Origin of the sequence: Methylobacterium sp. GC_Met_2 (assembly GCF_026540795.1) — a bacterium.
Classification (GTDB): Bacteria; Pseudomonadota; Alphaproteobacteria; order Rhizobiales; family Beijerinckiaceae; genus Methylobacterium.
Genome location: NZ_JALNUM010000035.1, coordinates 13823 through 37842 on the forward strand (window position 1 = coordinate 13823; position 24020 = coordinate 37842).

Annotated in this window: 28 protein-coding genes and 1 other RNA gene; 16 read left to right on the plus strand and 13 right to left on the minus strand. The window is 68.8% G+C overall.

The features are described 5' to 3' along the window. Window positions 1–51 precede the first annotated feature (51 nt). Window positions 52–693, minus strand: a complete 642-nt coding sequence (locus tag OXS49_RS14115; protein ID WP_267425062.1) for a TlpA disulfide reductase family protein — start codon at window positions 691–693, stop codon at window positions 52–54. 42 nt (window positions 694–735) lie between these two features. Between OXS49_RS14115 and argH the strand changes: the two genes are divergently transcribed. Both argH and OXS49_RS14125 read left to right on the plus strand, forming a co-directional pair. Further along, window positions 736–2115: an argininosuccinate lyase gene (gene argH, locus OXS49_RS14120; RefSeq protein WP_267425065.1), complete on the plus strand. Its 1380-nt coding sequence runs from the start codon at window positions 736–738 to the stop codon at window positions 2113–2115. A 202-nt stretch (window positions 2116–2317) separates the two neighbouring features. Continuing rightward, on the plus strand, window positions 2318–2809 hold the full coding sequence (locus OXS49_RS14125) for an ATP-binding protein (protein ID WP_267425067.1): 492 nt from the start codon (window positions 2318–2320) through the stop codon (window positions 2807–2809). On the opposite strand, the gene OXS49_RS14130 is transcribed toward OXS49_RS14125, so the two are convergent. Beyond that, entirely contained in the window at window positions 2797–3633 is an 837-nt protein-coding gene (locus tag OXS49_RS14130) for a hypothetical protein (protein WP_267425069.1), read from the minus strand. The two genes, OXS49_RS14125 and OXS49_RS14130, sit on opposite strands and share 13 nt — an antisense overlap. A 455-nt stretch (window positions 3634–4088) precedes the next feature. On the opposite strand from OXS49_RS14130, the gene OXS49_RS14135 reads away from it, so the two are divergent. Both OXS49_RS14135 and OXS49_RS14140 read left to right on the plus strand, forming a co-directional pair. Then, window positions 4089–4370, plus strand: a complete 282-nt coding sequence (locus OXS49_RS14135) for a hypothetical protein (protein WP_244001284.1) — start codon at window positions 4089–4091, stop codon at window positions 4368–4370. A 106-nt stretch (window positions 4371–4476) separates the two neighbouring features. Next, window positions 4477–5202, plus strand: a complete 726-nt coding sequence (locus tag OXS49_RS14140; protein WP_267425073.1) for an invasion associated locus b family protein — start codon at window positions 4477–4479, stop codon at window positions 5200–5202. A 76-nt stretch (window positions 5203–5278) separates the two neighbouring features. On the opposite strand, the gene OXS49_RS14145 is transcribed toward OXS49_RS14140, so the two are convergent. Then, on the minus strand, window positions 5279–5557 hold the full coding sequence (locus OXS49_RS14145) for a hypothetical protein (RefSeq protein WP_244001329.1): 279 nt from the start codon (window positions 5555–5557) through the stop codon (window positions 5279–5281). 524 nt (window positions 5558–6081) lie between these two features. Beyond that, window positions 6082–6765 carry an HAD family hydrolase gene (locus OXS49_RS14150; RefSeq protein ID WP_267425075.1) on the minus strand — a complete coding sequence of 228 codons (684 nt, stop codon included), beginning with the start codon at window positions 6763–6765 and terminating at the stop codon, window positions 6082–6084. Between the two features lie 157 nt (window positions 6766–6922). Between OXS49_RS14150 and OXS49_RS14155 the strand changes: the two genes are divergently transcribed. Then, a complete protein-coding gene (locus OXS49_RS14155) occupies window positions 6923–7243 on the plus strand; it encodes a PetM family of cytochrome b6f complex subunit 7 (protein WP_161392694.1) in 321 nt (106 codons plus the stop codon). Between the two features lie 336 nt (window positions 7244–7579). Then, on the plus strand, window positions 7580–8236 hold the full coding sequence (msrA, locus tag OXS49_RS14160) for a peptide-methionine (S)-S-oxide reductase MsrA (RefSeq protein WP_267425076.1): 657 nt from the start codon (window positions 7580–7582) through the stop codon (window positions 8234–8236). A gap of 30 nt (window positions 8237–8266) precedes the next feature. Here the strand turns inward: msrA and OXS49_RS14165 are convergent, their stop codons facing one another. Then, window positions 8267–8431 (minus strand): hypothetical protein, encoded by a 165-nt coding sequence (locus OXS49_RS14165; protein ID WP_244001293.1) that lies wholly within the window; start codon window positions 8429–8431, stop codon window positions 8267–8269. A gap of 49 nt (window positions 8432–8480) precedes the next feature. Continuing rightward, window positions 8481–9413 (minus strand): penicillin-insensitive murein endopeptidase, encoded by a 933-nt coding sequence (gene mepA, locus OXS49_RS14170; protein WP_267425077.1) that lies wholly within the window; start codon window positions 9411–9413, stop codon window positions 8481–8483. A gap of 120 nt (window positions 9414–9533) precedes the next feature. Between mepA and OXS49_RS14175 the strand changes: the two genes are divergently transcribed. Then, the gene (locus OXS49_RS14175; protein ID WP_267425079.1) at window positions 9534–9917 is read left to right on the plus strand and encodes a PRC-barrel domain-containing protein; all 384 of its coding nucleotides are present in this window, start codon (window positions 9534–9536) and stop codon (window positions 9915–9917) included. Here the strand turns inward: OXS49_RS14175 and OXS49_RS14180 are convergent, their stop codons facing one another. The 4 genes from OXS49_RS14180 to fumC form a co-directional block, all read right to left on the minus strand. Then, window positions 9918–10535 carry a ParB-like protein gene (locus tag OXS49_RS14180; RefSeq protein ID WP_244001299.1) on the minus strand — a complete coding sequence of 206 codons (618 nt, stop codon included), beginning with the start codon at window positions 10533–10535 and terminating at the stop codon, window positions 9918–9920. It lies immediately after the preceding gene. An 82-nt stretch (window positions 10536–10617) separates the two neighbouring features. Beyond that, complete coding sequence (locus tag OXS49_RS14185; RefSeq protein WP_267425080.1) at window positions 10618–10848, minus strand: ribbon-helix-helix domain-containing protein; 231 nt, start codon at window positions 10846–10848, stop codon at window positions 10618–10620. Between the two features lie 34 nt (window positions 10849–10882). Next, window positions 10883–11080, minus strand: coding sequence for a DUF4169 family protein (locus OXS49_RS14190; RefSeq protein ID WP_244001303.1), 198 nt, complete (start codon window positions 11078–11080; stop codon window positions 10883–10885). A gap of 59 nt (window positions 11081–11139) precedes the next feature. Continuing rightward, entirely contained in the window at window positions 11140–12549 is a 1410-nt protein-coding gene (gene fumC / locus OXS49_RS14195; protein WP_267425081.1) for a class II fumarate hydratase, read from the minus strand. Between the two features lie 120 nt (window positions 12550–12669). Here fumC and OXS49_RS14200 point away from each other — a divergent pair, with 120 nt between their 5' ends. Beyond that, window positions 12670–14058, plus strand: a complete 1389-nt coding sequence (locus OXS49_RS14200) for a cytochrome P450 (protein ID WP_267425082.1) — start codon at window positions 12670–12672, stop codon at window positions 14056–14058. 105 nt (window positions 14059–14163) lie between these two features. Here the strand turns inward: OXS49_RS14200 and OXS49_RS14205 are convergent, their stop codons facing one another. Together OXS49_RS14205 and ssrA are read right to left on the minus strand one after the other, a co-directional pair. Then, a complete protein-coding gene (locus OXS49_RS14205) occupies window positions 14164–14790 on the minus strand; it encodes a ClpXP protease specificity-enhancing factor SspB (protein ID WP_244001309.1) in 627 nt (208 codons plus the stop codon). Window positions 14791–14855: 65 nt separating this feature from the next. Further along, window positions 14856–15238: a transfer-messenger RNA gene (gene ssrA / locus OXS49_RS14210) on the minus strand. Between the two features lie 75 nt (window positions 15239–15313). On the opposite strand from ssrA, the gene OXS49_RS14215 reads away from it, so the two are divergent. The 7 genes from OXS49_RS14215 (at window position 15314) to OXS49_RS14245 (ending at window position 22112) form a co-directional block, all read left to right on the plus strand. Next, window positions 15314–16087, plus strand: a complete 774-nt coding sequence (locus tag OXS49_RS14215) for a CPBP family intramembrane glutamic endopeptidase (protein WP_244001311.1) — start codon at window positions 15314–15316, stop codon at window positions 16085–16087. A 79-nt stretch (window positions 16088–16166) separates the two neighbouring features. Beyond that, a complete protein-coding gene (locus tag OXS49_RS14220; RefSeq protein WP_267425083.1) occupies window positions 16167–16961 on the plus strand; it encodes a thymidylate synthase in 795 nt (264 codons plus the stop codon). Next, window positions 16958–17449: a dihydrofolate reductase gene (locus OXS49_RS14225; RefSeq protein ID WP_267425084.1), complete on the plus strand. Its 492-nt coding sequence runs from the start codon at window positions 16958–16960 to the stop codon at window positions 17447–17449. The genes OXS49_RS14220 and OXS49_RS14225 overlap by 4 nt, the downstream gene beginning before the upstream one ends. Window positions 17450–17732: 283 nt before the next feature. Next, window positions 17733–18923 (plus strand): FtsH protease activity modulator HflK, encoded by a 1191-nt coding sequence (hflK, locus tag OXS49_RS14230; RefSeq protein ID WP_244001317.1) that lies wholly within the window; start codon window positions 17733–17735, stop codon window positions 18921–18923. Next, on the plus strand, window positions 18920–19876 hold the full coding sequence (hflC, locus tag OXS49_RS14235; RefSeq protein ID WP_243922011.1) for a protease modulator HflC: 957 nt from the start codon (window positions 18920–18922) through the stop codon (window positions 19874–19876). The genes hflK and hflC overlap by 4 nt, the downstream gene beginning before the upstream one ends. Window positions 19877–19984: 108 nt before the next feature. Beyond that, entirely contained in the window at window positions 19985–21544 is a 1560-nt protein-coding gene (locus tag OXS49_RS14240; protein ID WP_267425085.1) for a DegQ family serine endoprotease, read from the plus strand. 139 nt (window positions 21545–21683) lie between these two features. After that, complete coding sequence (locus OXS49_RS14245) at window positions 21684–22112, plus strand: hypothetical protein (RefSeq protein WP_267425086.1); 429 nt, start codon at window positions 21684–21686, stop codon at window positions 22110–22112. 4 nt (window positions 22113–22116) lie between these two features. Here the strand turns inward: OXS49_RS14245 and serB are convergent, their stop codons facing one another. Continuing rightward, window positions 22117–23010 (minus strand): phosphoserine phosphatase SerB, encoded by an 894-nt coding sequence (gene serB / locus OXS49_RS14250; RefSeq protein WP_267425087.1) that lies wholly within the window; start codon window positions 23008–23010, stop codon window positions 22117–22119. A 14-nt stretch (window positions 23011–23024) separates the two neighbouring features. Here serB and miaA point away from each other — a divergent pair, with 14 nt between their 5' ends. Further along, entirely contained in the window at window positions 23025–23939 is a 915-nt protein-coding gene (miaA, locus tag OXS49_RS14255) for a tRNA (adenosine(37)-N6)-dimethylallyltransferase MiaA (protein ID WP_244001325.1), read from the plus strand. Window positions 23940–24020: the final 81 nt, after the last annotated feature.

Genomic DNA, 24020 nt, shown 5'->3' on the forward strand with positions numbered 1-24020 from the left:
AGGCCTTGCCGCGCATCGGAGGCGGGGGCAAGCAAGCTGGACAGAAAACCTCTACGACGTCCGCCCCAGAGCCGCGCGGATCAGCGCCAGCCCATCCGGGCTCGACCACGCGGCCGGCCCCTTCATCACCCCGAGGGTGCAGCCCTGCGCGTCGATCAGCATGGTGGTCGGCAGGCCGGGGGATTGGGTGTCGCGCTGGATCGCCGGGAGCACGCGCCCGCCGGGATCGGCATAGAAGGCGAGGTCGTGGATGCCGGCCTGTTTCAGCCATTCCGGCGGCTTCTCCAGGTTGCGGGTGTCGACATTGATGGCGACGACTTGGAAATCCGGCCCACCGAGCTGCGTCTGAAGTTGGTCGAGCGCCGGCATCTCGGCTTTGCAGGGGGCGCACCACGTCGCCCAAAGATTGACCAGCAGCAGCCGGCCCTTGAGATCGGTGAGCTCGGTCTCGGCCCCGCCCGGGCCCTTGAACCGGATCTCGGGGGCGGGCCGGGCCTGCGGCAGGGCCTGCATGGCGGCGACCTCGCCCTTCGCGGCGGCGTCGACCCGGGCGAGTGCCGGCTTGGCGGCAGCGCAGGGCTGGAGCGCCCCGCCCGTGTTGCCGGGCAGGAGACCGCTCCCGTATAGGGCGATCCCGAGGACGGCGAGCGCGACGACGCCTGCGCCGGCCAGGATGGGTGTGCGGCTGGGCATCAGCTTTGCCTGCCGGGACGTTCAGGGCGCGGAAGGATCGACATGAGCAACCGGATGTGGGGCGGCCGCTTCGCGAGCGGCCCGGCGGAGATCATGGAGGAGATCAACGCCTCCATCGGATTCGACAAGCGCCTCGCGCCCCAGGATATCCGCGGCTCGCTGGCGCATGTGGCGATGCTCGGCCAAGCCGGCATCCTGCCCGCGGAGGATGTGGCTGCGATCGAGGCCGGGCTCAAGTCCGTGCGCGACGAGATCGAAGCCGGCACCTTCGTGTTCAAGCGCGAACTCGAAGACATCCACATGTCGGTGGAGAGCCGGCTTACCGAGATCGTCGGCACGGCCGCCGGGCGCCTGCATACGGCGCGCTCGCGCAACGATCAGGTCGCCACCGATATGAAGCTCTGGGTGCGCGACACCCTCGATTCCCTCGATCAGCAGGCCGCCGACCTGCAGCGGGCGCTGGCCGAAAAGGCGCTGACGCACGCCGAGACCGTGATGCCGGGCTTCACCCATCTGCAATCGGCCCAGCCGGTGACCTTCGGCCACCATTGCCTGGCCTATGTCGAGATGCTGGCCCGCGACCGGGGGCGGTTCCGCGACGCCCGGGCGCGGCTCAACGAATGCCCGCTCGGCGCCGCCGCGCTCGCCGGCACCTCTTTCCCGATCGACCGGCACGCCACCGCGTCGGCGCTCGGCTTCGACCGGCCGACCGCCAACTCCCTCGATTCGGTCGCCGACCGCGACTTCGCCCTTGAATCGCTCGCGGCTGCCTCGATCTGCGCCGTGCATCTGTCGCGCTTCGCCGAGGAGCTGGTGGTCTGGACCTCGGCGCAGTTCAACTTCGTGCGGCTGTCGGACGGCTATACCACCGGCTCGTCGATCATGCCGCAGAAGCGCAACCCCGATGCCGCCGAGCTGGTGCGGGCGAAGTCCGGCCGGATCATCGGCGCGCTGACCGGCCTGCTCGTTGTCATGAAGGGGCTGCCGCTCGCCTATTCGAAGGACATGCAGGAGGACAAGGAGGGCACGTTCGACGCGCTCCAAGCGCTGTCCCTATGCCTGGCCGCCATGACCGGCATGGTGAAGGACCTCGAGCCCAACGCCGCGGTGCTCAGCCAAGCCGCTGGCTCGGGCTACGCCACCGCCACCGATCTCGCCGACTGGCTGGTGCGCGAACTCGGACTGCCGTTCCGTCAGGCTCACCACGTCACTGGCCGCCTCGTCGGCGCCGCCTCGACCAAGGGTGTTGGGCTGGAGGAACTGTCGCTGGCCGAGATGCAGGAGGCCGAGCCGCGGATCACCGAGGCGGTCTACGCGGTGCTCGGCGTCGAGAACTCGGTGGCGAGCCGCACCAGCTACGGCGGCACTGCGCCCGTGAACGTGCGCAAGCAGGCGCAGGGCTGGATCGAGCGGCTCGGCTGAGCGGATCCGGGCGCCCTGTGCAGGACACCCCCTGGCCAAGGCGGCCGGGCGATGGCACGGTTCGCCCATGACCTTGTGGGTTCACAGCGCGGGGACCGCGATTCGCGGTCGCATTCGATACCCGGTCTGATCCGTCAGGCCGGGCGATCCCGCATGTGAACGCCTTCGCGGCCTCGGTGCCGCAAGCTCAAGGTCTCCCACCTTGTCCAGGAACGATGCGACGCTGCACCTTGTGTGCGGCATGATCGCGGCCGGAAAATCGACGCTCACCGCCCGCCTCGGGCAGGAACCCGACACCGTCGTGATCGCAGAAGATCACTGGCTCGCCCGGCTCTATCCCGACGCGCAGACCTGTCTCGCCGACTACGCCCGCAACGCGGCGCGGCTGCGCGACGCCATGGGGCCGCACATCGTGTCCCTTCTGAGCCTCGGCGTGTCGGTGGTTCTGGATTTTCCGGCCAACACGCTGACCAACCGGGCCTGGATGCGGACCCTGTTCGAGGCGGCCGGTGTCGCGCACCAGCTCCACGTCTTCGATGTGCCCGATGCGGTCTGCAAGGCCCGCCTGCTCCGACGGAACGCCGAAGGCACGCACGACTTCACGGTGACGGAGGCGGATTTCGATCTGGTCAGCCGCTATGTTGTCCCGCCCGCGCCGGAGGAAGGCTTCGATCTCGTCATTCACTGGCCGTGAGAGGCAACCGGTAGAGGGGCGCTTGTGGAAGGCAGGGACAGTCCCAAAGGCCAGACCGGAATCGGCTCGTCCGGCTCGGCGTGGCCTGCCCGGCTCGGCCGCCTGCTGATCAAGGCCGCCATCGCGTGCAGCCACGCCACGGCCTCTTCGAACAGTCTGTGGGCCTTGACCAGGATGTCCTCATCGCCCGGGCTGCCCGCTCCACTCGGAGAAGCGCTGTTGGGTGCGGTTCCGGAATCCACCGGCTGCCGGATCTCGCCGTTGGCCTCAGCCTTCTTCGGCGCTGCCGTATCCGGCGCCTCGCTCTCCGTCTTGGCCTGCGTCACCTCGGCGGCGGCCGAGGCTGCCTCTCCGATCAGGGATCCCACATCGATCGCGTCTCCGGCCCGGGACGGGGCATTCATCCGCGCGGCGGCCTTGGCCAGGGCGGGCGATACGACGTCCGGCTGCGCCTCCGCGACGGCGTAATCCTGGGCGGCATCAGCGATCACGCGGGCAAGCATGGCCAGATCCCGGGCGATCTGGCGGGCCGCCTTCCGGTCGCTGGAGGCCGCTGCCGCCCGGGCCTCCGCCTTGAGCCGCGCGAGCTTCCGCTCCGCCTCCTGCAGCGTATGGGCCGCCACGGCGTGCGCGCCCGGCGGGGCCGAAGCCATGAATGCGAGCAGGCTCTCCATCTCGGCCCGACGCGCGCGGCGCAGGGCTTCCAGGGCGGGGTCGGTCCGGACGTCGTCCTGCGCCCGCGCCCGGCGCTCCCCGGGAGCCGGATCCCTCACCGCCGTCGCGGAGCGCGGGACCGGCAGCACCCTGTTCACGGCTCCGATCATGGAGGCTTCACCGCCCGTGGGAGCGGCCCTGAGTTGAGTGACGGACTCATACGATACGGCAAAGAAATGGTCCCGCATCGACGCGGGATTTGCAAGTGATAAAATCCGAATGTCGAGATGAGTTCGCAGAATCTGGAAGTAGAGAGCGAATTATTTGGCGAGGGCCTGACTTGCCCGGAGCCGTAAGCTCCGATCTGGAGCGGATTAGCCTCCCAGGTGCAGGGCAATTCTCTGGCTTGCCCGGATGCCTCTTGGTTTGGTCAGCGAATCCTTGATGACAAAAACCGGTGCGCGGGGCTGGTCCCGGCTCACGCCAGGCCAGTGTGTGCGCCATCCCGCTTACCCACAGACGGGGAAGAAAATTGTGCGGTGCAACCATCCGCCAAGTCGTGCGTTCACCATCTGGCTAAGTCCGACCCGTTACAAGCTTTGCCGTGTGGAACGGAGTGCGCAGGATGCCTGTCGAGAGTTGGCTGCAGCCGGAAGAGGTTTCGGATCTGGCGGCACGGGCGACGGCGATGATCGATGCCGCCCTGACCGGTTCCGGCCTGACCCGGGAGGCCTACTGGGCCGCCGTGCGCAAGGGCTACAACACCCCCTACAACGATCCGCCCCGCAAGCAGGCCGTCCCCGCGCAACCGAACGCCGTTCCGATGGCTATCGGTGAGACGGTCGAACCGGTTGCCGCCGCAGCGGTGGTGATCGCCGCGCAGGCCGTGGAGGCACGCGCGATCTGATGCGGATGGCGCTCTCTCGCCATCTTGCAGACGTTTTACGCAAGCTTCACTAATCCTGAACCCCGGTCCGGCCCTTGAAAGGGCCGCCCGTCGTCAGGAAGTGAAGATGGTCCGCGCCTCACGTCTGCTCCCGGTCGGAGCTCTCGTCTTGCTCTCATCCGGTCTCGTCACCGGTGTCTTCGGAGGTCTGCTCGGCGTCCCGGGCCTGTCCGCCACGGTCGCGTGGGCACAGGACGCTGCGGTCGATACCAGTGGGGACGATGCGGCCCCGGCCCAGCGTGGCCGTCGGCGCGGCCGCCAGCGGCCGGCGGCCCGGGCCGAGAAGAGAGCGGTGACGCCCCCCGGCATGCAGCAGGCCACACCGGTAGCGATCTTCGGTGACTGGAACGTATTCGTGAACGGCGACGGCCGCACCAAGCTCTGCTACGCGATCGCGCAGCCGCAGGCCCGCTCGCCCAAGACCCTCAAGCGCGATACCGCCTACCTGTTCGTCAGCGTGCGCAAGGGCGAGAACGTCCAGAACGAGGTGGCGGTGATGCTGGGCTTCCCCTCGAAGCCCGCGGCCTCCCAAGTCAAACCCGGCTCGGCCGCCACCCCCACGGACCCGAGCCTCAACCTCGGCAGCAACCGCTACGGCCTCGTGGTGAAGGACGGGAACGCGTGGCTGCAGAACCCGGCCGAGGAGGCCCGGGTCGTTTCCGAGATGAGCACCCGCAACCCGAAGCTCATCATCAAGACCACGTCGATGCGCGGTAATCCCACGAGCGACGAGTACGCGCTCGGCGGCTTCGCCGAAGCCATGAAGCGCACCCGCGAGGAATGCGGGCGATAGCGCGCTCGAACCGGATGATCCCCCCTCCGCCGAAGCGTGTCGGCTGCTTCAGCGGAGGGCTGTTGCGATGCACCGATCAAGCGCGGCGGAGCTGGGCCCGCTCCTGCCCGGCCCCGGGGTGAGCGCGGGCGCGCACGCGCTCCCGGGCCGCGCGGGTCGCCTGCTCGGCGGTCCGGAAGAGGGTGCCGTCGAGCCCATCGAAATCACGGGCGGATGAGAAGAACCGGACCCCGCGCCCTTCTGGCACGGCGATCCCGGCGGTGATCTCACCGATCTCGATCACCCGCGGCGGCCCGGCCGGACCAGGCAACGGAATGGTGGCCGGATCGGCCGCCTTCAGGCCCTCTCCGGGCATGTGTTCTGCAAAGAGACTGTGCATGGCACTTGGAACTCCCTGGGCCGGCGTGAAGCCATGCCGGATAGCGATGACTGCTGGATGATGGTCGACACGCTAGCGTCGACAGCGCCGGTGTCGGGCGCGGCAGCAAGGCACGTTCGGGAGCGTAGGGTGGTCGACCGGGGGTCTCTTCGACATCGGATGTCCTCCAGACTGAAGGACCGCGCGGCACGAAGGCCGTCGCAGTGCTTTAGCGTTTGATGACGCGGCGCAAGCTACGCTTCTCAAATCACCGCGACCGACGCGGGCGCGAAGCCACATCGGCACTTCCGAAGATGGCGATGCGGCGACGGACCGTCAACGGAAGCGATTTCCGTTTTCGGAGCTGCGCCTGGGAGGGAAGCGGCCCCGGTTCCGCTTCCTAGTGCTCTGACGCACTCACTTCGTTCATGCGAGTGAGCACGAGTTCTTTGGTTTTGCATCAATTTTTCCAGACTCGGCTGACGCCTCCGTCTGGATCGATGCACTAGAGACGAGACCCTTCAAGCCTCCGCGATCACCGCGGCAAGATCGGAAAAATCCGAGAAGATCCGGGTGGCGCCGGCGTGCACGAGGTCCGCTCCGGCGGGGTCGTGGACCCAATGGCCGCCGCCGGTGAAGCCGGCGACCCGCATGCCGGCGCTCCGGGCGGCCGTGACGCCGGGCACGCTGTCCTCGATGACCAGACACGCCTCGGCCGGGACCCCCATCCGGTCGGCGGCGAACAGAAACAGGTCCGGGAAGGGCTTGCCCCGCGGCACCTGCGCCGAGGAGAACACGTGCGCGCCGAACAGCGGCAGCAGCCCGGTGAGCGTCAGGGAATGGCCCAGCCGGACCGGATCGCTGCTGGAGGCCACGCAGCGCGGCAGGCCGAGGGCCGCCACCGCCTCGGCGACGCCGCGCATCGCCCGCAATTCGACATCGAACAGCGCGAGGGTCTCGGCCTTGACCGCCTCGACGAAGCCCTCGGGCGCCGTAACCCCATAGTCCCGGGCGATGTGCGCCATGATCGAGGGCATGGAGGTGCCGGTGAACCGCGCCCGCACGGTGGCGAGGTCGATCGCCACGCCGATCCGGTTGAGGCCGGCCGTGAGGCAGGCGAGGCTGAGGGGCTCGCTGTCGACCAGGACGCCGTCGCAATCGAAGATCACGAGGCCAAGGGAGAGTGACGTCGCGCGTGCGTCCAAGGCCGACCGTTCCCGCACGGCCCGCCGCCGCCCGCTGCCTGTGACACGGGCGTCCCGGACCGGCAACAGGACGCGCCGGTGGTTGCAACCGGCGGCCCGGCCCCATACTCCCGGGACGGGCGCCCGCCGGGCGCGCAAGGCTTCGAAGACGTCCGCGATGTTCCGCTTCCTGGTCCGCGTCCTGGGCTTCCTGCTGATGGCCGGCGGCTTCGTCGCGCTGGTCTATGACGGTGCCCGCTCCATCGCCAATAACGGCCTGCGGGTGACGCCGCTCTCAGAGGTGATCGCCGCCCTGTTCAAGGACCGGGCCGGCGCCCTGCAGGGCAGCGTCGAGGGGGCGGCGCCCTGGCTCTGGCATGTGCTGGGCCTGCCGCTCACCCTGGCGCCGGCCTCGCTGATCGGGCTTGGTCTCGGCGCGGTCCTGCTCTGGCTCGGCCAGCCGGGCCGTGAGCCGATCGGGTTCCTCACGAAGCCCTGATCGCCAAGCACAATCCAAGATAGGGATGCCGGACGGTTTCGGGATGCGGCTATCCCACCTGCTCCCTCATCCTGAGGTGACCGCGAAGCGGGCCTCAAAGGAAGGCTCCAGGGATCGCGGCGCCCTCTGAAGGGCACCTTCGAGGCCTTCGCTGCGCTGCGGCACCTCAGGATGAGGGCGTGAGTGGGACGACACCCGTGACGGCGTCGCCTGCCCGGAACGCATAGGGCCCTCTATCGGCCGTCGACGAGCCGGATGTTCCCCGGCTGCCGGATGCTTTCTCCGAAGTGGACACCTACCCATATTGGGCGGAACCCGAGACCGGGAGGCAACCCGATGTTTCTGTTCCGCAAGCGCCCCGAGATGCCGAGCCCCGCCGAGGCCCTGCCGGGGCGTCCGACGCCGCTGTCGACGGCCGAGACCCACTTCGTCAACGGCAACCCGCTCAAAGGGCCTTATCCACCGGGCATCGAGACGATCGTCCTCGGGCTCGGCTGCTTCTGGGGCGCGGAGCGTCGCTTCTGGCAATTGCCCGAGGGCGTGTTCGCGACGGCCGTGGGCTATGTCGGCGGTTACACCCCGAACCCGACCTACGAGGAGGTCTGCACCGGCCAGACAGGCCACAACGAGGTCGTGCTGGTCGCCTTCGACCCGGCTTTGCTGCCGCTGGAGTCGGTGCTGCGGACCTTCTTCGAGAGCCACGATCCGACCCAGGGCCTACGCCAGGGCAGCGATGTCGGCACCCAATACCGTTCAGGCATCTACACGAACGGCCCCGCTCAGGAGGCGACCGCCCGGGCGGTGTGCGAAGCCTATGCCGAAGCACTGCGGCAGCGCGGCTTCCCGAACGTGACCACCGAGATCAAGCCGCTGGAGCATTTCTACTTCGCGGAAGGCTACCACCAGCAGTACCTCGCCAAGAACCCGGGCGGCTATTGCGGCCTCGGCGGCACCGGCGTCAGCTGCCCGGTGGGGACCGGCGTCGCCGCCTGACGCCTTTCAGGACTTGCCGCCGGACGATCCTTACGGGCTCCCGCGGGGCTTGGGCGGCATGCCCGTCGAGGCGGGGGCGGGAGCGTTGCCCACGAGCGGCGGCGTGCTGTTCGGGCTGCGCAGCACGATCAGCACGCTGCCCAGGACCGAGAGGGCGATGGCGGTGGCGAAGATGAGGAAGAGCCAGCGGGGCATTCCGGGGCGTTAGCACATCGCGCCGGTTCGTGAACTGCCCCCGATCGCCTCACGGTGCCTTCAGCACCGCCCGGCACGCGTTCGGGAGCGCCCCCATGGTCATGGCGGGCTTGGGCTTCGGCGGCACCTTCGGTGGCTTCGGGTGCAACACCGCATCCGAGAACCAGTAGCCGAGGTCGTCGCAGCCGTCGCCGCTCGGGGGGGCGCCCTGCGGCTGGCAATCCTCCTGGTCGGCAGGGCAGGCGAGCCGGATATGGTAGTGGTAATTGTGCCCGTACATCGGGCGCACCTTGGACATCCAGCGGCTGCCCGCGGCGTCACGGCACAGGGCCTTCTTGATCGCCGCGTTGACGAAGATGCGCTCCACCTCCGGCTGCTCGGCGGTGAGCTTGATCAATTGCAGGTGCGTCGGCGTCCAGACGCGCGGGTCGATGTCGAGCCGGTCGGGTCGGACCATGTCGGTGGCGGAGGTTTCCTCGCGCTCCGCCCGGCTCATGCGGTGATCGGGCATGGGCGTCAGCCAGACGTCGGCGTCGATGCCGATCTGGTGCGAGGCGTGGCCGGTGATCATCGGACCGCCCCGGGGCTGGGCCATGTCGCCGACGAGCAGCCCAGGCCAGCCGACCCGGGCGGCCTTCTGCGACAGACGCTCGACGAAATCGACGAGATGGGGCGTGCCCCACATCCGGTTGCGGGACGGGCGCATGACCTGCCAGTTCGGTCCGTCGAGCGGCAGCGCCTCGCCGCCGGCGAAGCAGCCCTTCGCGTAGAATCCATAGATGTGGGCCGGTCCCGCGGTGGCCTTCGTCACGCGCCCGAACAACGCCTTGGCGGGCGTCGAGGGCGCGTCCGGATGCTCTAGGGGCGGCAGGGGTTTCGGGGCGACGCTGCCGCGGTCCTGGGCCTGCGCAGCAGCGGGCAGGAGCAGGGCGGCGAGCGCGAGGCTCTGGGCCAAGGACGAGGCGAGGCGCGGCATCGGCATGCGGTGATGGTCGTCCGTCTGGGAGCGCGGGCGCGGGTGCGTGCCGGCGGGTGCGTGCTGGAACGTGGCCCACGCCCGGGGCGTTTTTCGGGCAAATACGCGACATATCGGGAGGCGCCCATGCCAGGAACCGGTCAGCCTGCCCCGCGGGAACCCCGCCGCCTGATCGCCAGCGACCGGGTCATCGGCACCGATGTGCGCCGGCGCGACGGGAGTCGAATCGGCCGGATCGAACGTCTGATGCTCGACAAGGTGTCCGGCCGGGTCGCCTACGCGGTGATGAGCTTCGGCGGCTTCCTGGGGCTTGGTGAAGATTTTTACACGTTGCCCTGGTCGGTGCTCCAGTTCGAGCCCCGGCAGGACGCCTACGTGCTCGACCTCACGGAAGAGCAGTTGCGTGCTGCCCCGGCTCGCTCCCCCGAGGGCACCGATCCGGCCGCGGACGGCGCCTGGGAGGAGCAGATCCACCGCTACTACGATGTGGCGCCCTACTGGGGGATCTGATCAGCCTTCCGAGGGGCCGCACCAGCCCGGGAGGTACCCGGCGCCCTTCGACTTAGCCAGCGCCATGGCCTTCTCAAGGGCGTCGGAGAAATCGTTCTCGACCCGCTTCTCCTTGATGTTGCGCCGGAGGAAATCCGCCCACAGGAACTCGCTGAACGGCGTCGTGTCCTTGGCGAAGCCACCGGCCCGGCGCAACTCGCCTGCGAGGCTGCGGAAGGGATCGTCTGCCAGATCGGCGATCGCCTTCGGGAGATCCTCGAAATCCCGGCGCACGCCCTCGGCATCGTAGGTGTAGACCCAGGATTTGTGGTCGCACACCGTCCAGAACGCATCCTTCTCAAGATGGTGCAGGTCGGCGATCACCGTCACCAGCACCTCCTTCACCTCTTCTTCCTGCAGGGCGCGGGAGAGGTGGTGATGGTCCACCACGTAATGGCGCTTCTTGGGGCCCAGCACCGTCGGGATCATGTGCGCGCCGAGGAAGGCCCGTTTCTTCTCGCCGTCATAGCTGCGCCAGCGACGGCGCTTCTCCGCAACCTCCCGGTAGCCGACCGTCATCTGAGTCGGCCGCAAGTCGGCGATCGGAACGGGTTTGAGCAGCGGTTCGCGCGTGGTCATGAGCGATGCACCCTACGTTGGTCTGTCGCGCAGATGTCACACTTTGCCGCAGGCGGGAAGCTCGGGCTGGCCTGGGGCTGCTTCACGTTTGCTGGATCGGCGGTCGGCGCACGGCCTCCAGTACGAACACCCGGATCGCCGAGGACAGGTTCTGGCCGCCGCGCCCGGCATCGATGGCGCCGATCAGCGCCTGGAGCGATTGGCCCCGTGCCGCCGCGACCTCGCGCAAGGCCGCCCAGAACGGATCCTCCAGGGACACGCTGGTGCGGTGACCCGCGATCATCACGGAGTGCTTGGTAAGGCCCGCGCTCATACAGAGGCGGCCGCACGGGTATAGGATCGGATCCTCATTCCGCCGGATCGGACTCGCCCCGTTCGAGGCGATGGCCCTCGTGGCGCTCGGTCTCCAGGGCCTTGCGCCGCTGCTGCAGGGTCTTGGCCTTCTTCGGCTGCCCGAACGCGATCCGGTTCGATTCTGCCTTGGCATCGTCGGCCGCGCGAGCCTTCGCCTTGCGGACCTGACGCAGGTTGATGATCTCGGCCACGGATCGCCTCCCGATAGTGCCGACCGGCGCGTGACATCCGCGCCGGCCAAGTCGCAAATTTAGTCGACGCGGGGGGCCAGCATGGTCTCCGGCCGGACCACGCGCTCGAACTCTTCCTCCGTCACGTAGCCGAGGCGCAGCGCTTCCTGCTTGAGGGTGGTGCCGTTCTTGTGCGCGGTCTTAGCGATCTCGGCGGCCTTGTCGTAGCCGATCGAGGGGGCCAGCGCGGTCACCAGCATGAGCGAGCGGCTCATCAGGTCGGCGATTTTGTCCTTGTTGGCCTTGACGCCCACGACGCAATTGTCGGTGAAGCTGATCGCCGCATCGGCGAGCAGGCGGATCGATTGCAGCACCGCGTTGGCGATCACCGGCTTGAACACGTTGAGCTCGAAATTGCCCTGGGAGCCTGCGAAGCTCACTGTGGTGCCGTTGCCGATCACCTGGGCGCAGACCATGGTCAAGGCCTCGCACTGGGTCGGGTTGACCTTGCCGGGCATGATCGACGAACCGGGCTCGTTCTCCGGCAGCGACAGCTCGCCGAGGCCGGAGCGCGGGCCCGATCCGAGGAAGCGGATGTCCTGGGCGATCTTGAACAGGCCGGCGGCGAGCGCGGCGAGCGCGCCCTGCGTGAACACCAGGGCGTCATGGGTGGCCAGCGCCTCGAACTTGTTGTCGGCCGAGGTAAAGGGCAATCCAGTCAGCTCGGCAGCCTTGGCGGCGAAGCGCTCGGCGAATTCCGGATGGGCGTTGAGGCCGGTGCCGACCGCGGTGCCGCCCTGGGCGAGCGCCAGCACCCCCGGCAGCGTCGCGGCGACCCGCGAACCGCCCAGCGCCACCTGGGCGGCGTAGCCCGAGAATTCCTGGCCCAGCGAGACCGGCGTCGCGTCCTGAAGGTGCGTGCGGCCAATCTTGACGATCGACGCGAAGGCCTGGGCCTTGGCGTCGAGCGCTCCATGCAGGTGGGAGAGCGCCGGCAACAGCCGCCCCTGGATCTCGCGGGCTACCGCGATGTGCATGGCGGTGGGGAAAGTGTCGTTGGAGGATTGGCCGCGGTTGCAATGGTCGTTCGGGTGGACCGGGGACTTCCCGCCACGCTGGCCCCCTAGCCGCTCGTTGGCGAGGCTCGCGATCACCTCGTTGGCGTTCATGTTCGACTGCGTGCCCGAGCCGGTCTGGTAGATGACGAGCGGGAACTCGTCGTCGTAGCGACCTTCCACGACCTCGGCGGCCGAGTCCGCGATGGCATCGGCGAGCTTCGGGTCGAGCGCGCCGAGATCCTTGTTCACCAGGGCGGCGGCCTGCTTCACCACCCCGAGGGCGTGGACCAGCGGCGCCGGCATCCGGTCGGTGCCGATCTTGAAGTTCTGGATCGAGCGCTGCGTCTGCGCGCCCCAGTAGCGATGCGCCGGGACCTCGATCGGACCGAACGTATCGGACTCGGTGCGGGTGGCGGTCTCGGTGGGCGACATCGTGGCCTCTACGTCTGGTGCAGTGCGGTGCCTACTTAAATGAGGCGCCGATGAATCGCGATGCCGGTTTTCCGCAGCGCGCCGACAAGGGCGGGGCTCTGTTCCCGCCGGAAGGAGCCGATGAGCGCGACGATCGACCTGCCCGAGCCCGCCACCCGGTTCCGCCCTACCGTGCCGCCTCCGCTCAAGGAACCGCTCGGCCTGTTCGCGTTCCTGCGGGCGGCGCGTAAGAATCCGATCACCACGTGGATGGACGCGCATTTCAAGCTGCCGGTGGTGGCGGCCGAGGGTGCGATGGGCCGGATCACCCTGGTGAGCGACCCGGCGCTGGTTCGCTACGTGCTGATCGAGAACGCCGAGAATTACCGCAAGGACGACCTCCAGCGCCGGGTTCTCGCCCCTGGGCTTGGTAACGGCCTGCTCAGTGCCGAGGGCGACGAGTGGCGGCTTCAGCGCCGGACGCTGGCACCGATCTTCAACGCCCGCACGGTCCAGGGCTTTTCCGACGCCATGAACGCCGCCGGGGCGCGGCTCGGCCGGCGTCTCGCCCGCCGGGCCGGCAAGCAGGTCGACGTCGCCCTGGAGATGACCCGGGTCACGCTGGACGTGCTGGAGCGGACGATCTTTACGCAGGGGTTGCCGGGCGATCCGGACGCCCTCGGGCGCGCGATCACCCGGTTTTTAGAGGCGGTGGGACCGATCGACCCGCTCGACGTGTTCGGCGTACCCGATTTCGTGCCGCGGATCGGCCGCCTGCGGGCGCGCCCGGCGGGTCGCTTCTTCGCCGAGGTAGTCGATGAGCTGATCGCCAGGCGCAGGGCGCTGATGGCGCAGGACGAGGCGCCGCGCGATCTGCTGACGCTGCTGCTCGCCGCGCAGGATCCCGAGACCGGCACCGGCCTCTCGGACCTCGCCGTGAAGGCCAACATCGTGACCTTCATCGCCGCCGGTCACGAGACCACCGCCAATTCCCTGACCTGGACGCTGTATTGCCTGTCGCAGGATCCTGCTGCCCAAGCCCGGATCGAAGCCGAAATCGATGCCGCCGGACCGGGGGACTTTTCCGTGGAGCGGCTACCCTACACGCGGGCGGTGATCGAGGAGGCGATGCGGCTGTTCCCGCCGGTGCCGTTCCTTAGCCGACAGGCAGTGCGGGACGACCGGTTTGGCCGGATCAAGGTGCCGCGGGGCTCGCTGGTCATGGTGGCCCCCTGGGTGCTCCACCGCCACCAGTTGCTCTGGGACGACCCGGAGGCCTTCGTTCCGGAGCGGTTCCTTCCCGAGAACCGTGACAGCATCGCGCGCTTCACCTACCTGCCGTTCGGGGCGGGGCCGCGGGTCTGCATCGGGCAGAGTTTTTCGGTGCAGGAGGCGGTGATCCTGCTGGCGCATATCGTGCGGGCCGTGCGGTTCCACCTGCCGGAAGATCACCCGCCGGTCACGCCGCTGCACCGGGTGACGCTGCGGCCGGAGCACGGGCTGCGCATGGAGGCCGAGGGGCGGGGCTAAGCGCCCCGTCACGCCTCAAGCTGACGGGTAACGCGATCGTAAAGCCGGGACGCAATGATGAGATCGCCGAGGCCGAGGGCCGACATGTGATTCGGCCCGGCCGGTTCAGCTCTTCTTGCGGAACGCGTCTAGGCTCACGACCTCGGCGCCGGCTTCCTCGCCCTCCTTCTTGGCGGCGGGTCGGGGTGCCTTCTCGTCCGGCTTGGGCGAGCCCTTGTCGCTCGCCGCCGCGGGAGCCGGCAGACCCTTCGGCGCAGCTGCGCCGATCGTAGCGAGCCCCGCACCCTTGGGGCGAACCTCGCCGGGCTCGGAACCAGCCCCGCGCGGGCCGGCCTTGGCCGGGGTGGCGTTCGCCTCCTCGGGCGCCTCGCCGGCCTCGCTCAGATCGAACTTCAGCCCGAACTGCACGGAGGGGTCGAAGAAGCCCGACAGCGCGTCGAACGGCACCAGCAACCGCTCCGGAACGCCCGAGAAGGACAGGCCGACCTCGAAGGCGTGCTCGGTGACGTTGAGGTCCCAGAACTGATGCTGCAGGACGATCGTCATGTCCTGCGGGTACTTCTCGCGCAGGGCCTGCGACATCCGCACGCCGGGCGCCTCCGTCCGGAACGAGACGTAGAAATGGTGCTCGCCCATCAGCCCCTCGCGGGCCGCGTCGGTCAGCACCTTGCGCACGACGCCACGCAGGGCGTCCTGTACCAAGAGATCGTAGCGGATCAGGTCGTCTGCCATCAGCGGTTGCGCTCTCGCCCGGTCTGCCCGGCGCCCCGCCGCGGATGGCCGGACCGAGGACTTGGAGTGGAAGCTTCTGGTGCCGGGTGCCTCCGAACCCCGCCTATGCGGTGCTACCCGCTAGGTCTTCAAGTCGGTATTGGGGGCCGCTTACGCGGCCACCGCCACCGGAGCAAAGTTGTCGTTGGCAACTCTTGCAACGGCCCGATAACGGCGGAACCATGCCGAGCGAAAGTCCAACCTTTACGCCCTCGTCGATCCTATGTCGCCCCCGCCGGAGCCCAGGCTTCTGACAACGCGCCTTGCGGCAGCATGTCCTGGGTTCCGGTGGAGGCGCCGGGTACCGCCCCCGGGTCCGATAGGTTTATTGCGAAGAACGTTTATCGCCATAGCCGGCCTCGCGACCGGCTCCCGAGATATAGAGGGGATCGGTCCGGTTTTGAAGCCCGATCGTGTCGCGCCACCGCCTCTTATCGCGCCTCCGGGCGAGGCTGTTGCCGGAAGTGCGCAGTCGGGCGCCCCCATGCCGGATCAGCGAGGCCGTCTCGACCGGATCTGGTCCGCGACTTGGCGCCTCGGTGCCCTGATCGGCCTGGTGATCCTCTATCTCGGCGCAGCGAGCGTGCTGTCGCTCGCCGCCGTACGCGTCGGGTTCGATCTGTGGAGCGGGATCGACCCGTTCCTGCCGCCGGAGCGGCGCCCGTTCCTCGGCGCGGTGGAACTCGCCCACCGGGCCTTCGCGGTCGACGCCCTGCGTCAGGTTTTCCTCGCCCTCCTGGTCATCGGCGGGGCGTGGTTACGGGACCGGGCCGGATGGCGCCGCCGCCTTGCCCTCGACCGCGAGCGCCCGAACGGGATGCGACCCGTCCTCCTTCTGGGGATCCTGTTGGCCTGGCCGGTGCTGCACATCGTGTGGGTGACCGGTACGGCTGAGCTGTTCGGCGCGAGCTTCGGCCAGCACGTGCGGCTGTCGCCCTTCATGAGCCAGGCCGCAGTGGCGGCGTGGCTCGCCTATCTCACGATCCTGGCCCCCGTGGCCGAGGAGCTGCTGCTGCGCGGCGAGGCCTTCGCCCGCGCCCAGGCCGCCGTCGGGCCCGTGGGGGCGATCCTGGTCACCGCTCTGATCTTCGCGGCCGCCCATGTCTCGTCCTGGGGGCTCGCCCGGCCGGTCTCGCTGCTGCCGCTGGCCCTGGCCCTCGGCTGGCTCCGCTGGCGGACCGGCCGGCTCTGGCCTGGCATTGCCCTGCACGGCTGGTCGAACCTGGCGCTCGTGACCTATCTGCTCTGGCCGAGCTGATCACCCTGATGCGCGACGGCGGTGCATAGATGCTGCCGGCGCGCTTGCCCGGCGGCCCGGTCGCGCGCAGGAATGGCGGATGGACGCTTATCACGACCTGCTCCGGCGCATCCTCGACGCGGGCGCCCCCAAGGAGGATCGCACCGGCACCGGCACCCTCTCGGTGTTCGGCCACCAGATGCGCTTCGACCTGTCGGCCGGATTTCCCCTGGTCACCACGAAGCGCCTGCACCTGCGCTCGATTATTCACGAGCTGCTCTGGTTCCTGGCCGGCGACACCAATGTGGCCGCGCTCCGGGCGAACGGCGTGACGATCTGGGACGAGTGGGCCGACGCGCACGGTGACCTCGGCCCGGTCTACGGCAAACAGTGGCGCTCCTGGCAGAAGCCCGATGGCGGCACGGTCGATCAGATCGCCTGGGTGCTGGACGAGATCCGGCGCAACCCGGATTCGCGCCGCCTGATCGTCTCGGCCTGGAACCCCGCCGATCTCGACAGGATGGCGCTCGCCCCCTGCCACTGCCTGTTCCAGTTTTACGTAAGCGAGGGGCGGCTCTCCTGCCAGCTCTACCAGCGCTCGGCCGACGCCTTCCTGGGTGTGCCGTTCAATATCGCGAGCTACGCGCTCCTAACCCATATGATCGCGCAGGTGACGGGCCTCGGGGTCGGCGACTTCATCCATACATTCGGCGATGCGCATCTCTACCGGAACCACTTGGAGCAGACCCGCGCCCTGCTGGCCCGGGAGCCGCGTCCGCTGCCGCAGCTGCGGCTGAACCCGGCGGTGCGGGACCTCTTCGCCTTCCGGTACGAGGACATCGCCATCGAGAATTACGACCCGCATCCGGCCATCGCGGCGCCGGTGGCGGTATGAGACCGATCGTCTCCCTGGTCGCGGCCGTCGCCCGCAATGGCGTGATCGGCCGCGACAACGGCCTCGCCTGGCACCTGTCCAGCGACCTGAAGCGGTTCAAGGCGCTCACTATGGGCAAGCCGATGCTGATGGGCCGCCGGACCTGGGACTCAATCGGCCGACCGCTGCCGGGCCGCCGCACGCTCGTCCTGACCCGCGACCGCGCTTTCCGGGCCGAGGGCGTCGAGGTCGTTCACGACTGGGAAGCCGCACTGGCGGCCGCGTCCGGCTCTGAGCTGATGGTGGTCGGCGGCGCAGAGATCTACGCCCTGGCCCTGCCGCAGGCCGATCGCCTTCATCTGACCGAGGTTGCGGCCGAGCCCGAAGGCGACGTGCGATTCCCGGCCTTCGACCGAGCTTGGTTCCGCGAGATGTTGCGCGAGGCGCACCCCGCCGGCCCACGCGACGAGCACGCGTTCGCGTTCGTAGATTGGGAACGTGTGCGCTGAGGCGCGCGGCCGCATTTGCCTTTGGGGACCGGGATGCCCACCTGCCAGCCTTGACAGCACGGGGCGTGCGCCCGCAGGTGCCTGTCTGGTGCGCGTGCTCACGTCGGGCTTGCGTATCTTACAGGAAGATGCGCGCGTGCAGGCTCTTAGGCCTCCGACAGGCCCAGGTCGCCCGGCTATCGACCCGGATCGGCGGGACTAGGCGGGCGAGCGTGGCCGTTCAGGCAAGGGGCGCCGGCCGGCATGAAGGTCGGGCGCGGACAGGCGGGAGACGACGGCTAGGATGCCTTGGAGCAATCAGAGCGGCGGCGGAGGCCCCTGGGGCCGGCCCGGCGGGAACGGCGGCAACGGCGGTGGAGGTCCGTGGGGCAACGGCGGTAAGACCCCGCCGAACCTTGAGGACCTGCTTCGGCGCGGGCAGGACCGGCTGCGCGGCCTGATCCCGGGCGGTGGCGGCTCCAGCGGCTATGGCGGCGGCGGCTCGACCGGCCTCGGTGGCGGTCGTAGCGCGGCGGTGATCGCGGCGCTCGCCGTCGCGGTCTGGCTCGCCACCGGATTCTACACCGTCTACCCGCGTCAGGTCGGCATCGAGACGATCTTCGGCCGCTATGTCGGCACCAAGGGCGAGGGCCTGCGCTACAACTTCCCCTATCCGATCGGCGGCGTGGTCAAGCCTGACGTCGGATCGCAGAATTCGATCCAGATCGGCTTCCGCGCCGGTCCCGGCGGCCAGGGCCGCAACCGCGACGTGCCGGACGAGAGCCTGATCCTCACCGGCGACGAGAATATCGTCGATCTTGACTTCGAGGTGCAGTGGCGGATCAACCCGCTGAAGGCCTCCGATTTCGTGTTCAACCTCCAGAACCCCGAGGGCACCATCAAGGCGATCTCCGAGAGCGCGATGCGCGAGGTGATCGGCCGCCGCAACATCCAGGCGATCCTGACCAACGAGCAGTCGAGCATCGCCCAGGAGGTCAAGGAGATGGTCCAGAAGGCGCTGGACGAGTACGGCGCCGGCGTGCGCATCGAGGTGGTGCAGCTCGTCTCGGTGAACCCGCCGCCCGAGGTGCGCCCGGCCTTCATCGACGTGAACGCCGCCCAGCAGGATGCCGATACGGCGCAGAACGAGGCCAAGACCTACGCCAGCCGCGAGGTCCCTCAGGCCCGCGGTAAGGCGTCCCAGATCTTCCAGCAGGCCGAGGCCTACCGGACCAAGGCGACCGCCGATGCCACCGGCCAGGCGGCGCGCTTCAGCGAGGTCTACGCCTCCTACAAGGCTGCCCCGGCGATCAGCCGCGAGCGGATCTTCCTGGAGACGATGGAGAAGGTTCTGGGCTCCGTGAACAAGGTGATCATCGACCAGAACGGGACACAGCCCGGCGCCGCGACGGCGGCCGGCGTGCTGCCGGTGCTGCCGCTCTCGGAGTTCGGCGCCCGGGCCCAGACCCAGACCCAGACGGGAGCCGCCCGATGAAGCAGGCTCTTCGCACCGGCCTGATCGCGGTCGCCGCGATCGTCGCGATCGGGCTCTACGCCTCGATCTTCACCGTCGGCCAGATGCAGCAGGCGCTGGTCCTGCAATTCGGCCGGGTCCGCGCCGTCCTCAACGCCACCGGCGAAGAGAAGCCCGGGCTCTACTTCAAGGTCCCGTTCGTCGAGAACGTCGTGATCTTCGACAAGCGCGTGCTCGACCTCGATCTACCGGTTCAGACGGTGCTCACCGCGGACCGTCAGAACCTGGAGGTGGACGCCTTCGCCCGCTACCGGATTCTCGATCCGCTGCGCTTCTATCAGGCGGTGGGCAATATCGGGCTGGCCAACCAGCGGCTCGCGAGCTTCACCAATTCCGGTCTGCGCAACGTGCTGGCCCGCTCGACCCGCGACGCCATCGTGAAGACCGATCGCGGCCAGCTGATGCACCAGATCCAGGAGGACGTGAACCGGCAGGCCAAGGCGCTCGGCATCGAGATCGTCGATCTGCGCATGACCCGCGTCGATCTGCCGGCGCAGAACTCGGCCGCTGTCTACAAGCGGATGAAGACCGAGCGCGAGCGCGAGGCCGCCGACATCCGGGCGAATGGCGATCAGATCGCCGCCACGATCCGTGCAAAGGCCGATCGCGAGGTCACGGTGATTTTGGCTGAGGCGACCCAGAAATCCGAGCAGCTGCGCGGTCAGGGTGACGCAGACAAGAACCGGATCCTCGCCGAGGCGTTCGGCAAGGACCCGGACTTCTTCAGCTTCTACCGCTCGATGCAGGCCTACGAGGTTGGGCTGAAGGGATCGGACACGCGCCTCGTGATCAGCCCAAATACGGACTTCTTCCGCTACTTCAGCGATCCACAGGGCCGCGCCGCGGCAACGCGTCCCCCGCGCCCTGCAGATCCGAACGCGACCACCGGGTCCACCGCGGGCGCCGCACGCTGAGCGTGTCGGCGTCCCGGCCCCCGGGACTACTGAGTGCGACAACACGCGGACCCTGATCTCCGGTCAGGGATTCGCGGAGCCGGAAACGCGGTCTTGAAGAGGTCGATCATGCACCCCGTCGTGCGCGCCCCCGTGGCGCCCTTCGGCCGCGCCGAGGCGCAGCCCCGTATCCTGGCCCGCTCCCGCGCCCGCAGCCTTGTGGCGGCCGTCCTCGTGGGCGCCGCCGCGGTGACGGCGGCCCTGCCGATCCCGGCTTTCGCCAAGGGGCCGGCCTCGCTCGCCGACCTCGCCGACCAAGTGACCGATGCGGTGGTGAATATCTCCGCCTCCACGACGGTCGAGGCACGCGGCGGCAGCCGAGCCGGACCTCAGGTGCCTCCGGGTACGCCGTTCGAGGATCTGTTCGAGGAATTCTTCAATCGCCGCGGCGGTCGGGGAGGCGGGGGAGGTGGCGGCGACAACGACACGCCACGGACGCAGCGCAAGTCGAACTCGCTGGGTTCCGGCTTCATCATCGACGCCTCAGGGCTCGTGGTGACCAACAACCACGTCATCGGCGATGCCAACGACATCCAGGTGATCCTGCACGACGGCACCAAGCTGAAAGCCGAAATCGTCGGCAAGGATTCGAAGATCGATCTCGCGGTGCTGCGCGTGAAGCCCACAGCCGACCGGCCGCTGAAAGCGGTGCCGTTCGGTGATTCCGACAAGATGCGGCCGGGCGACTGGGTGATCGCCATCGGCAACCCGTTCGGGCTGGGCGGCTCGGTCTCGGCCGGCATCGTCTCGGCCCGGGGCCGGAACATCGAGTCCGGTCCGTATGACAACTACATCCAGACCGACGCGGCCATCAACAAGGGCAATTCCGGCGGTCCGCTGTTCAACATGGACGGCGAGGTGATCGGCATCAACACGGCGATCCTGTCGCCCACCGGAGGCTCGGTCGGCATCGGCTTCGCCGTCCCCTCGGACACGGCCAAGCCGGTGATCGACCAGCTCCGCGAGTTCGGCGAGGTTCGCCGCGGCTGGCTCGGGGTGCGGATCCAGAACGTCGACGATGCCACCGCCGAGGCGTTGAACCTCAAGGGTGGGCCGCGGGGCGCTCTTGTCGCCGGCGTCGACGAAAAGGGCCCGGCCAAGACCGCCGGGATCGAGGTCGGCGACGTGATCCTCAAGTTCAACGGCACGCCCGTGAAGGCCTCCGGCGACCTGCCGCGGATCGTGGCCTCCACCCCGGTGGGGCAGAAGGTCGATGTGATCGTCATGCGCAAGGGCGAGGAGGTGACCAAGCCCGTCACCCTCGGCCGCCTGGAGGACAGCGACAAGCCGCAGCCCGCCAACCTGCGCCAGCCCGAGCCGGAGAGCGCCACGCGTCAGGCGCTGGGCCTCAACCTGTCCGGCATGACCGACGATCTGCGCAAGAAGTACTCCATCAAGGACACGGTGAAGGGTGTGGTCGTCACCCGCGTCGATCCGAACTCGACGGCGGCCGACAAGCGGATCCAGCCGGGCGAGGTGATCGTCGAGGTCGGCCAGGAGGCGGTGAACACGCCGGCTGACGTGACCAAGCGGATCGATGCCCTGAAGAAGGATGGGCGCAAGTCGGTGCTGCTGCTGGTGGCGAGCGCGACGGGCGACGTGCGCTTCGTGGCGGTCGGGCTGGACTGAGCGGGCTCTCACGCAGGATCAGGGGCCGTCGCTACGTGAGAAGCGGCGGCCTTTTGCATGCGGGACGCCGCATTGACGCGGCGCTGCGGGGCGGCACACTGATCCGGCGAGTCGGTGCGGCTCGGACGGTCCTGGACCTATGACAGCTGTCGCCTTCGATACCTTGAAGTTCGCCCGGGCGTTGCGTGATAAGGCGAAGCTGGCGCCCGAACAGGCGGAGGGCTTGGCCGACGCACTCGTAGACGTCTTCGATGGGAACATCGCTGCGAAAGCCGACATCCGTGACCTGCAAACCAATATCCGGGATGTGCAAGCCGAGATTCAAATCGTTCGAAGCGATATCGAGGCCCTGAAGATTCAGACCCGGTCGGATATCGAAGCGTTGCGTCTCACGACACAGGCGGACATCGGTGGTCTGCGCCTGGAAACAAAGGTCGAGATCGAAGCCGTGAAGGGTGCGATCGCCGCCGCAAAAGTCGAGACGGTGCGCTGGCTCGTCGGCGCGATCGGCTTTCAGACGCTGGCCGTGCTGGGTGCCGTGGTCGTCCTGACCCGGACCATCCCCTGAGCGCTCACCCCACGAACTCCGCAGCCGCGTAGCCCTGCAGGTAGAGGAGCGCGGTGAGGTCGCCGTGCTCGACGCGGACCTGTGCCGCCGCGGCCACCGCGGGCTTGGCCCGGAACGCCACGCCGAGGCCGGCCTCGGCCAGCATATCGAGGTCGTTGTCGCCGTCACCGACCGCGAGCGTGTCGGCGGCGTCGAGGCCGAGCACGCCGCGCAGTTCGATCAACGTCGCACGCTTCTCCGCCTTGCCGACGATCGGATCCTCGACCGTGCCGGTCAGGCGGCCGTCCGCCACACCCAGTACGTTGGATCGATGCTCGTGGAAGCCGATCATCGCGGCGATCGGGCCGGTGAACAGGGTGAAGCCGCCGGAGACGAGACAGGTCCGGGCGCCGTGTGCCCGCAGGGTCCGCACCAGCGTGGGACCGCCCGGCGTGAGGCTCAATTGCTCGGCGATCAGCCCGTCGACCGCATCGACCGGAATGTCCTTCAGGAGCGCGACGCGCTCCCGGAGCGCGGGCTCGAAGGCGATCTCGCCCCGCATCGCCCGCTCGGTGATCGCCGCCACGTGGTCCTTGAGGCCGAGGGTCCCGGCGAGTTCGTCGATGCATTCCTGTTCGATCATGGTGGAATCCATGTCGGCCAGAAACAGGCGCTTGCGCCGATGCGCATCGGCCGGCAGCACCGCAAGGTCGATCGGCTCCCCGGCCAGCGCCGTCCGCAGTGCGTCGGTCAGGGCCGCTGCAGCCGCGGGCTCGCCGGGCACCAGCAACTCGGCCGCCACCTCACCGTGCAGGATTCGGGGCTGGTGCTCCGTCCGCAGCACCGCGCGTGTCTCGGCCAGCACCGCGTCGGTGATGGACGGCCGATCCGGGTTTGCTATCAGGACCGCGACCAGCATTGTGGAGGTTCGCCTTGCCAGACCGAGAGGCCGGGGGGCGCCCGGCGGCGATCCTCATCGCAGGGCCCACTGCCTCGGGCAAGTCGGCGCTCGCCGCCCGGCTGGCGCAGCGTCACGACGGCGTGGTGATCAACACCGATTCCATGCAGGTCTACGCCGACCTTCGGCGTCTGACCGCCCGGCCCGATCCCGACGAGGAAGCGCGGGTGCCCCACCGGCTCTATGGCCATGTCGACGGCGCCGTGAATTATTCCGTGGGGCATTTCTCCCGGGATGCGACGGCGCTGCTCCTGACCCTGGACGGACGGTTGCCGGTCTTCGTGGGCGGAACGGGCCTGTATTTCCGGGCGCTGGAGCAGGGGTTTTCGGAGCTGCCGCCCGTGCCCGAGGCGGTGCGCGCCCAGGTGCGGGGCGCGGCGGAGGGGCGCCCGACCGAGGCGCTGCACACCGACCTCGCCCGGCACGATCCCGAGGGGGCGGCACGCCTGCGCCCGAGCGACCGGATGCGCGTGATGCGCGCCCTGGAAATCTTTTTCGCCACCGGACGTCCGATCGCGAGCTTCTACGGCGATCCCGTTCCCGGCCCGCTGGCCGGATGGAACCTCGAAAAGATCTTCCTGGCGCCCGATCGCGCGGTGCTGCGCGCCCGGATCGATGTCCGGTTCCGGACCATGATCGCGGAGGGCGCGCTGGATGAGGTTGCCCGCTTGCGGTCGCGGAGTCTCGACCCGATGCTGCCGGTGATGCGCGCCCACGGGGTGCCGGGCCTGATCGCCCATCTCGACGGGGCGGTGAGCCTCGAAGACGCGATTCTTCGGGGGCAGGCGGATACGCGCGCCTACGCCAAGCGCCAGTTCACGTGGTTCCGCCACCAGATGGGGGAGGGCTGGCACTGGATGGATCCGGAGGCGGCCCAGGTTGAGCTGTGAACTTGCCGCGAAACGCCCTCCTCCGGAGAGGGGCTACCGGATTCACACAGCGCTCTGCCGCTCTTGATTCGGCTGCATCGT

Bases quoted from the DNA above. Each gene is read 5' to 3' on its own strand.
- serB (WP_267425087.1), bottom strand. From the start codon at position 23,010: ATGCTGGTCGCGGTCCTGATAGCAAACCCGGATCGGCCGTCCATCACC.
- OXS49_RS14140 (WP_267425073.1), top strand. From the start codon at position 4,477: ATGGTCCGCGCCTCACGTCTGCTCCCGGTCGGAGCTCTCGTCTTGCTC.
- OXS49_RS14155 (WP_161392694.1), top strand. From the start codon at position 6,923: ATGTTCCGCTTCCTGGTCCGCGTCCTGGGCTTCCTGCTGATGGCCGGC.
- OXS49_RS14145 (WP_244001329.1), bottom strand. From the start codon at position 5,557: ATGCCCGGAGAGGGCCTGAAGGCGGCCGATCCGGCCACCATTCCGTTG.
- mepA (WP_267425077.1), bottom strand. From the start codon at position 9,413: ATGCCGATGCCGCGCCTCGCCTCGTCCTTGGCCCAGAGCCTCGCGCTC.
- OXS49_RS14165 (WP_244001293.1), bottom strand. From the start codon at position 8,431: ATGCCCCGCTGGCTCTTCCTCATCTTCGCCACCGCCATCGCCCTCTCG.
- OXS49_RS14240 (WP_267425085.1), top strand. From the start codon at position 19,985: ATGCACCCCGTCGTGCGCGCCCCCGTGGCGCCCTTCGGCCGCGCCGAG.
- OXS49_RS14200 (WP_267425082.1), top strand. From the start codon at position 12,670: ATGAGCGCGACGATCGACCTGCCCGAGCCCGCCACCCGGTTCCGCCCT.
- msrA (WP_267425076.1), top strand. From the start codon at position 7,580: ATGTTTCTGTTCCGCAAGCGCCCCGAGATGCCGAGCCCCGCCGAGGCC.
- OXS49_RS14245 (WP_267425086.1), top strand. From the start codon at position 21,684: ATGACAGCTGTCGCCTTCGATACCTTGAAGTTCGCCCGGGCGTTGCGT.
- OXS49_RS14115 (WP_267425062.1), bottom strand. From the start codon at position 693: ATGCCCAGCCGCACACCCATCCTGGCCGGCGCAGGCGTCGTCGCGCTC.
- OXS49_RS14180 (WP_244001299.1), bottom strand. From the start codon at position 10,535: ATGACCACGCGCGAACCGCTGCTCAAACCCGTTCCGATCGCCGACTTG.
- hflC (WP_243922011.1), top strand. From the start codon at position 18,920: ATGAAGCAGGCTCTTCGCACCGGCCTGATCGCGGTCGCCGCGATCGTC.
- OXS49_RS14205 (WP_244001309.1), bottom strand. From the start codon at position 14,790: ATGGCAGACGACCTGATCCGCTACGATCTCTTGGTACAGGACGCCCTG.
- fumC (WP_267425081.1), bottom strand. From the start codon at position 12,549: ATGTCGCCCACCGAGACCGCCACCCGCACCGAGTCCGATACGTTCGGT.
- OXS49_RS14225 (WP_267425084.1), top strand. From the start codon at position 16,958: ATGAGACCGATCGTCTCCCTGGTCGCGGCCGTCGCCCGCAATGGCGTG.
- OXS49_RS14220 (WP_267425083.1), top strand. From the start codon at position 16,167: ATGGACGCTTATCACGACCTGCTCCGGCGCATCCTCGACGCGGGCGCC.
- OXS49_RS14215 (WP_244001311.1), top strand. From the start codon at position 15,314: ATGCCGGATCAGCGAGGCCGTCTCGACCGGATCTGGTCCGCGACTTGG.
- OXS49_RS14130 (WP_267425069.1), bottom strand. From the start codon at position 3,633: ATGATCGGAGCCGTGAACAGGGTGCTGCCGGTCCCGCGCTCCGCGACG.
- OXS49_RS14175 (WP_267425079.1), top strand. From the start codon at position 9,534: ATGCCAGGAACCGGTCAGCCTGCCCCGCGGGAACCCCGCCGCCTGATC.
- OXS49_RS14135 (WP_244001284.1), top strand. From the start codon at position 4,089: ATGCCTGTCGAGAGTTGGCTGCAGCCGGAAGAGGTTTCGGATCTGGCG.
- argH (WP_267425065.1), top strand. From the start codon at position 736: ATGAGCAACCGGATGTGGGGCGGCCGCTTCGCGAGCGGCCCGGCGGAG.
- OXS49_RS14185 (WP_267425080.1), bottom strand. From the start codon at position 10,848: ATGAGCGCGGGCCTTACCAAGCACTCCGTGATGATCGCGGGTCACCGC.
- hflK (WP_244001317.1), top strand. From the start codon at position 17,733: ATGCCTTGGAGCAATCAGAGCGGCGGCGGAGGCCCCTGGGGCCGGCCC.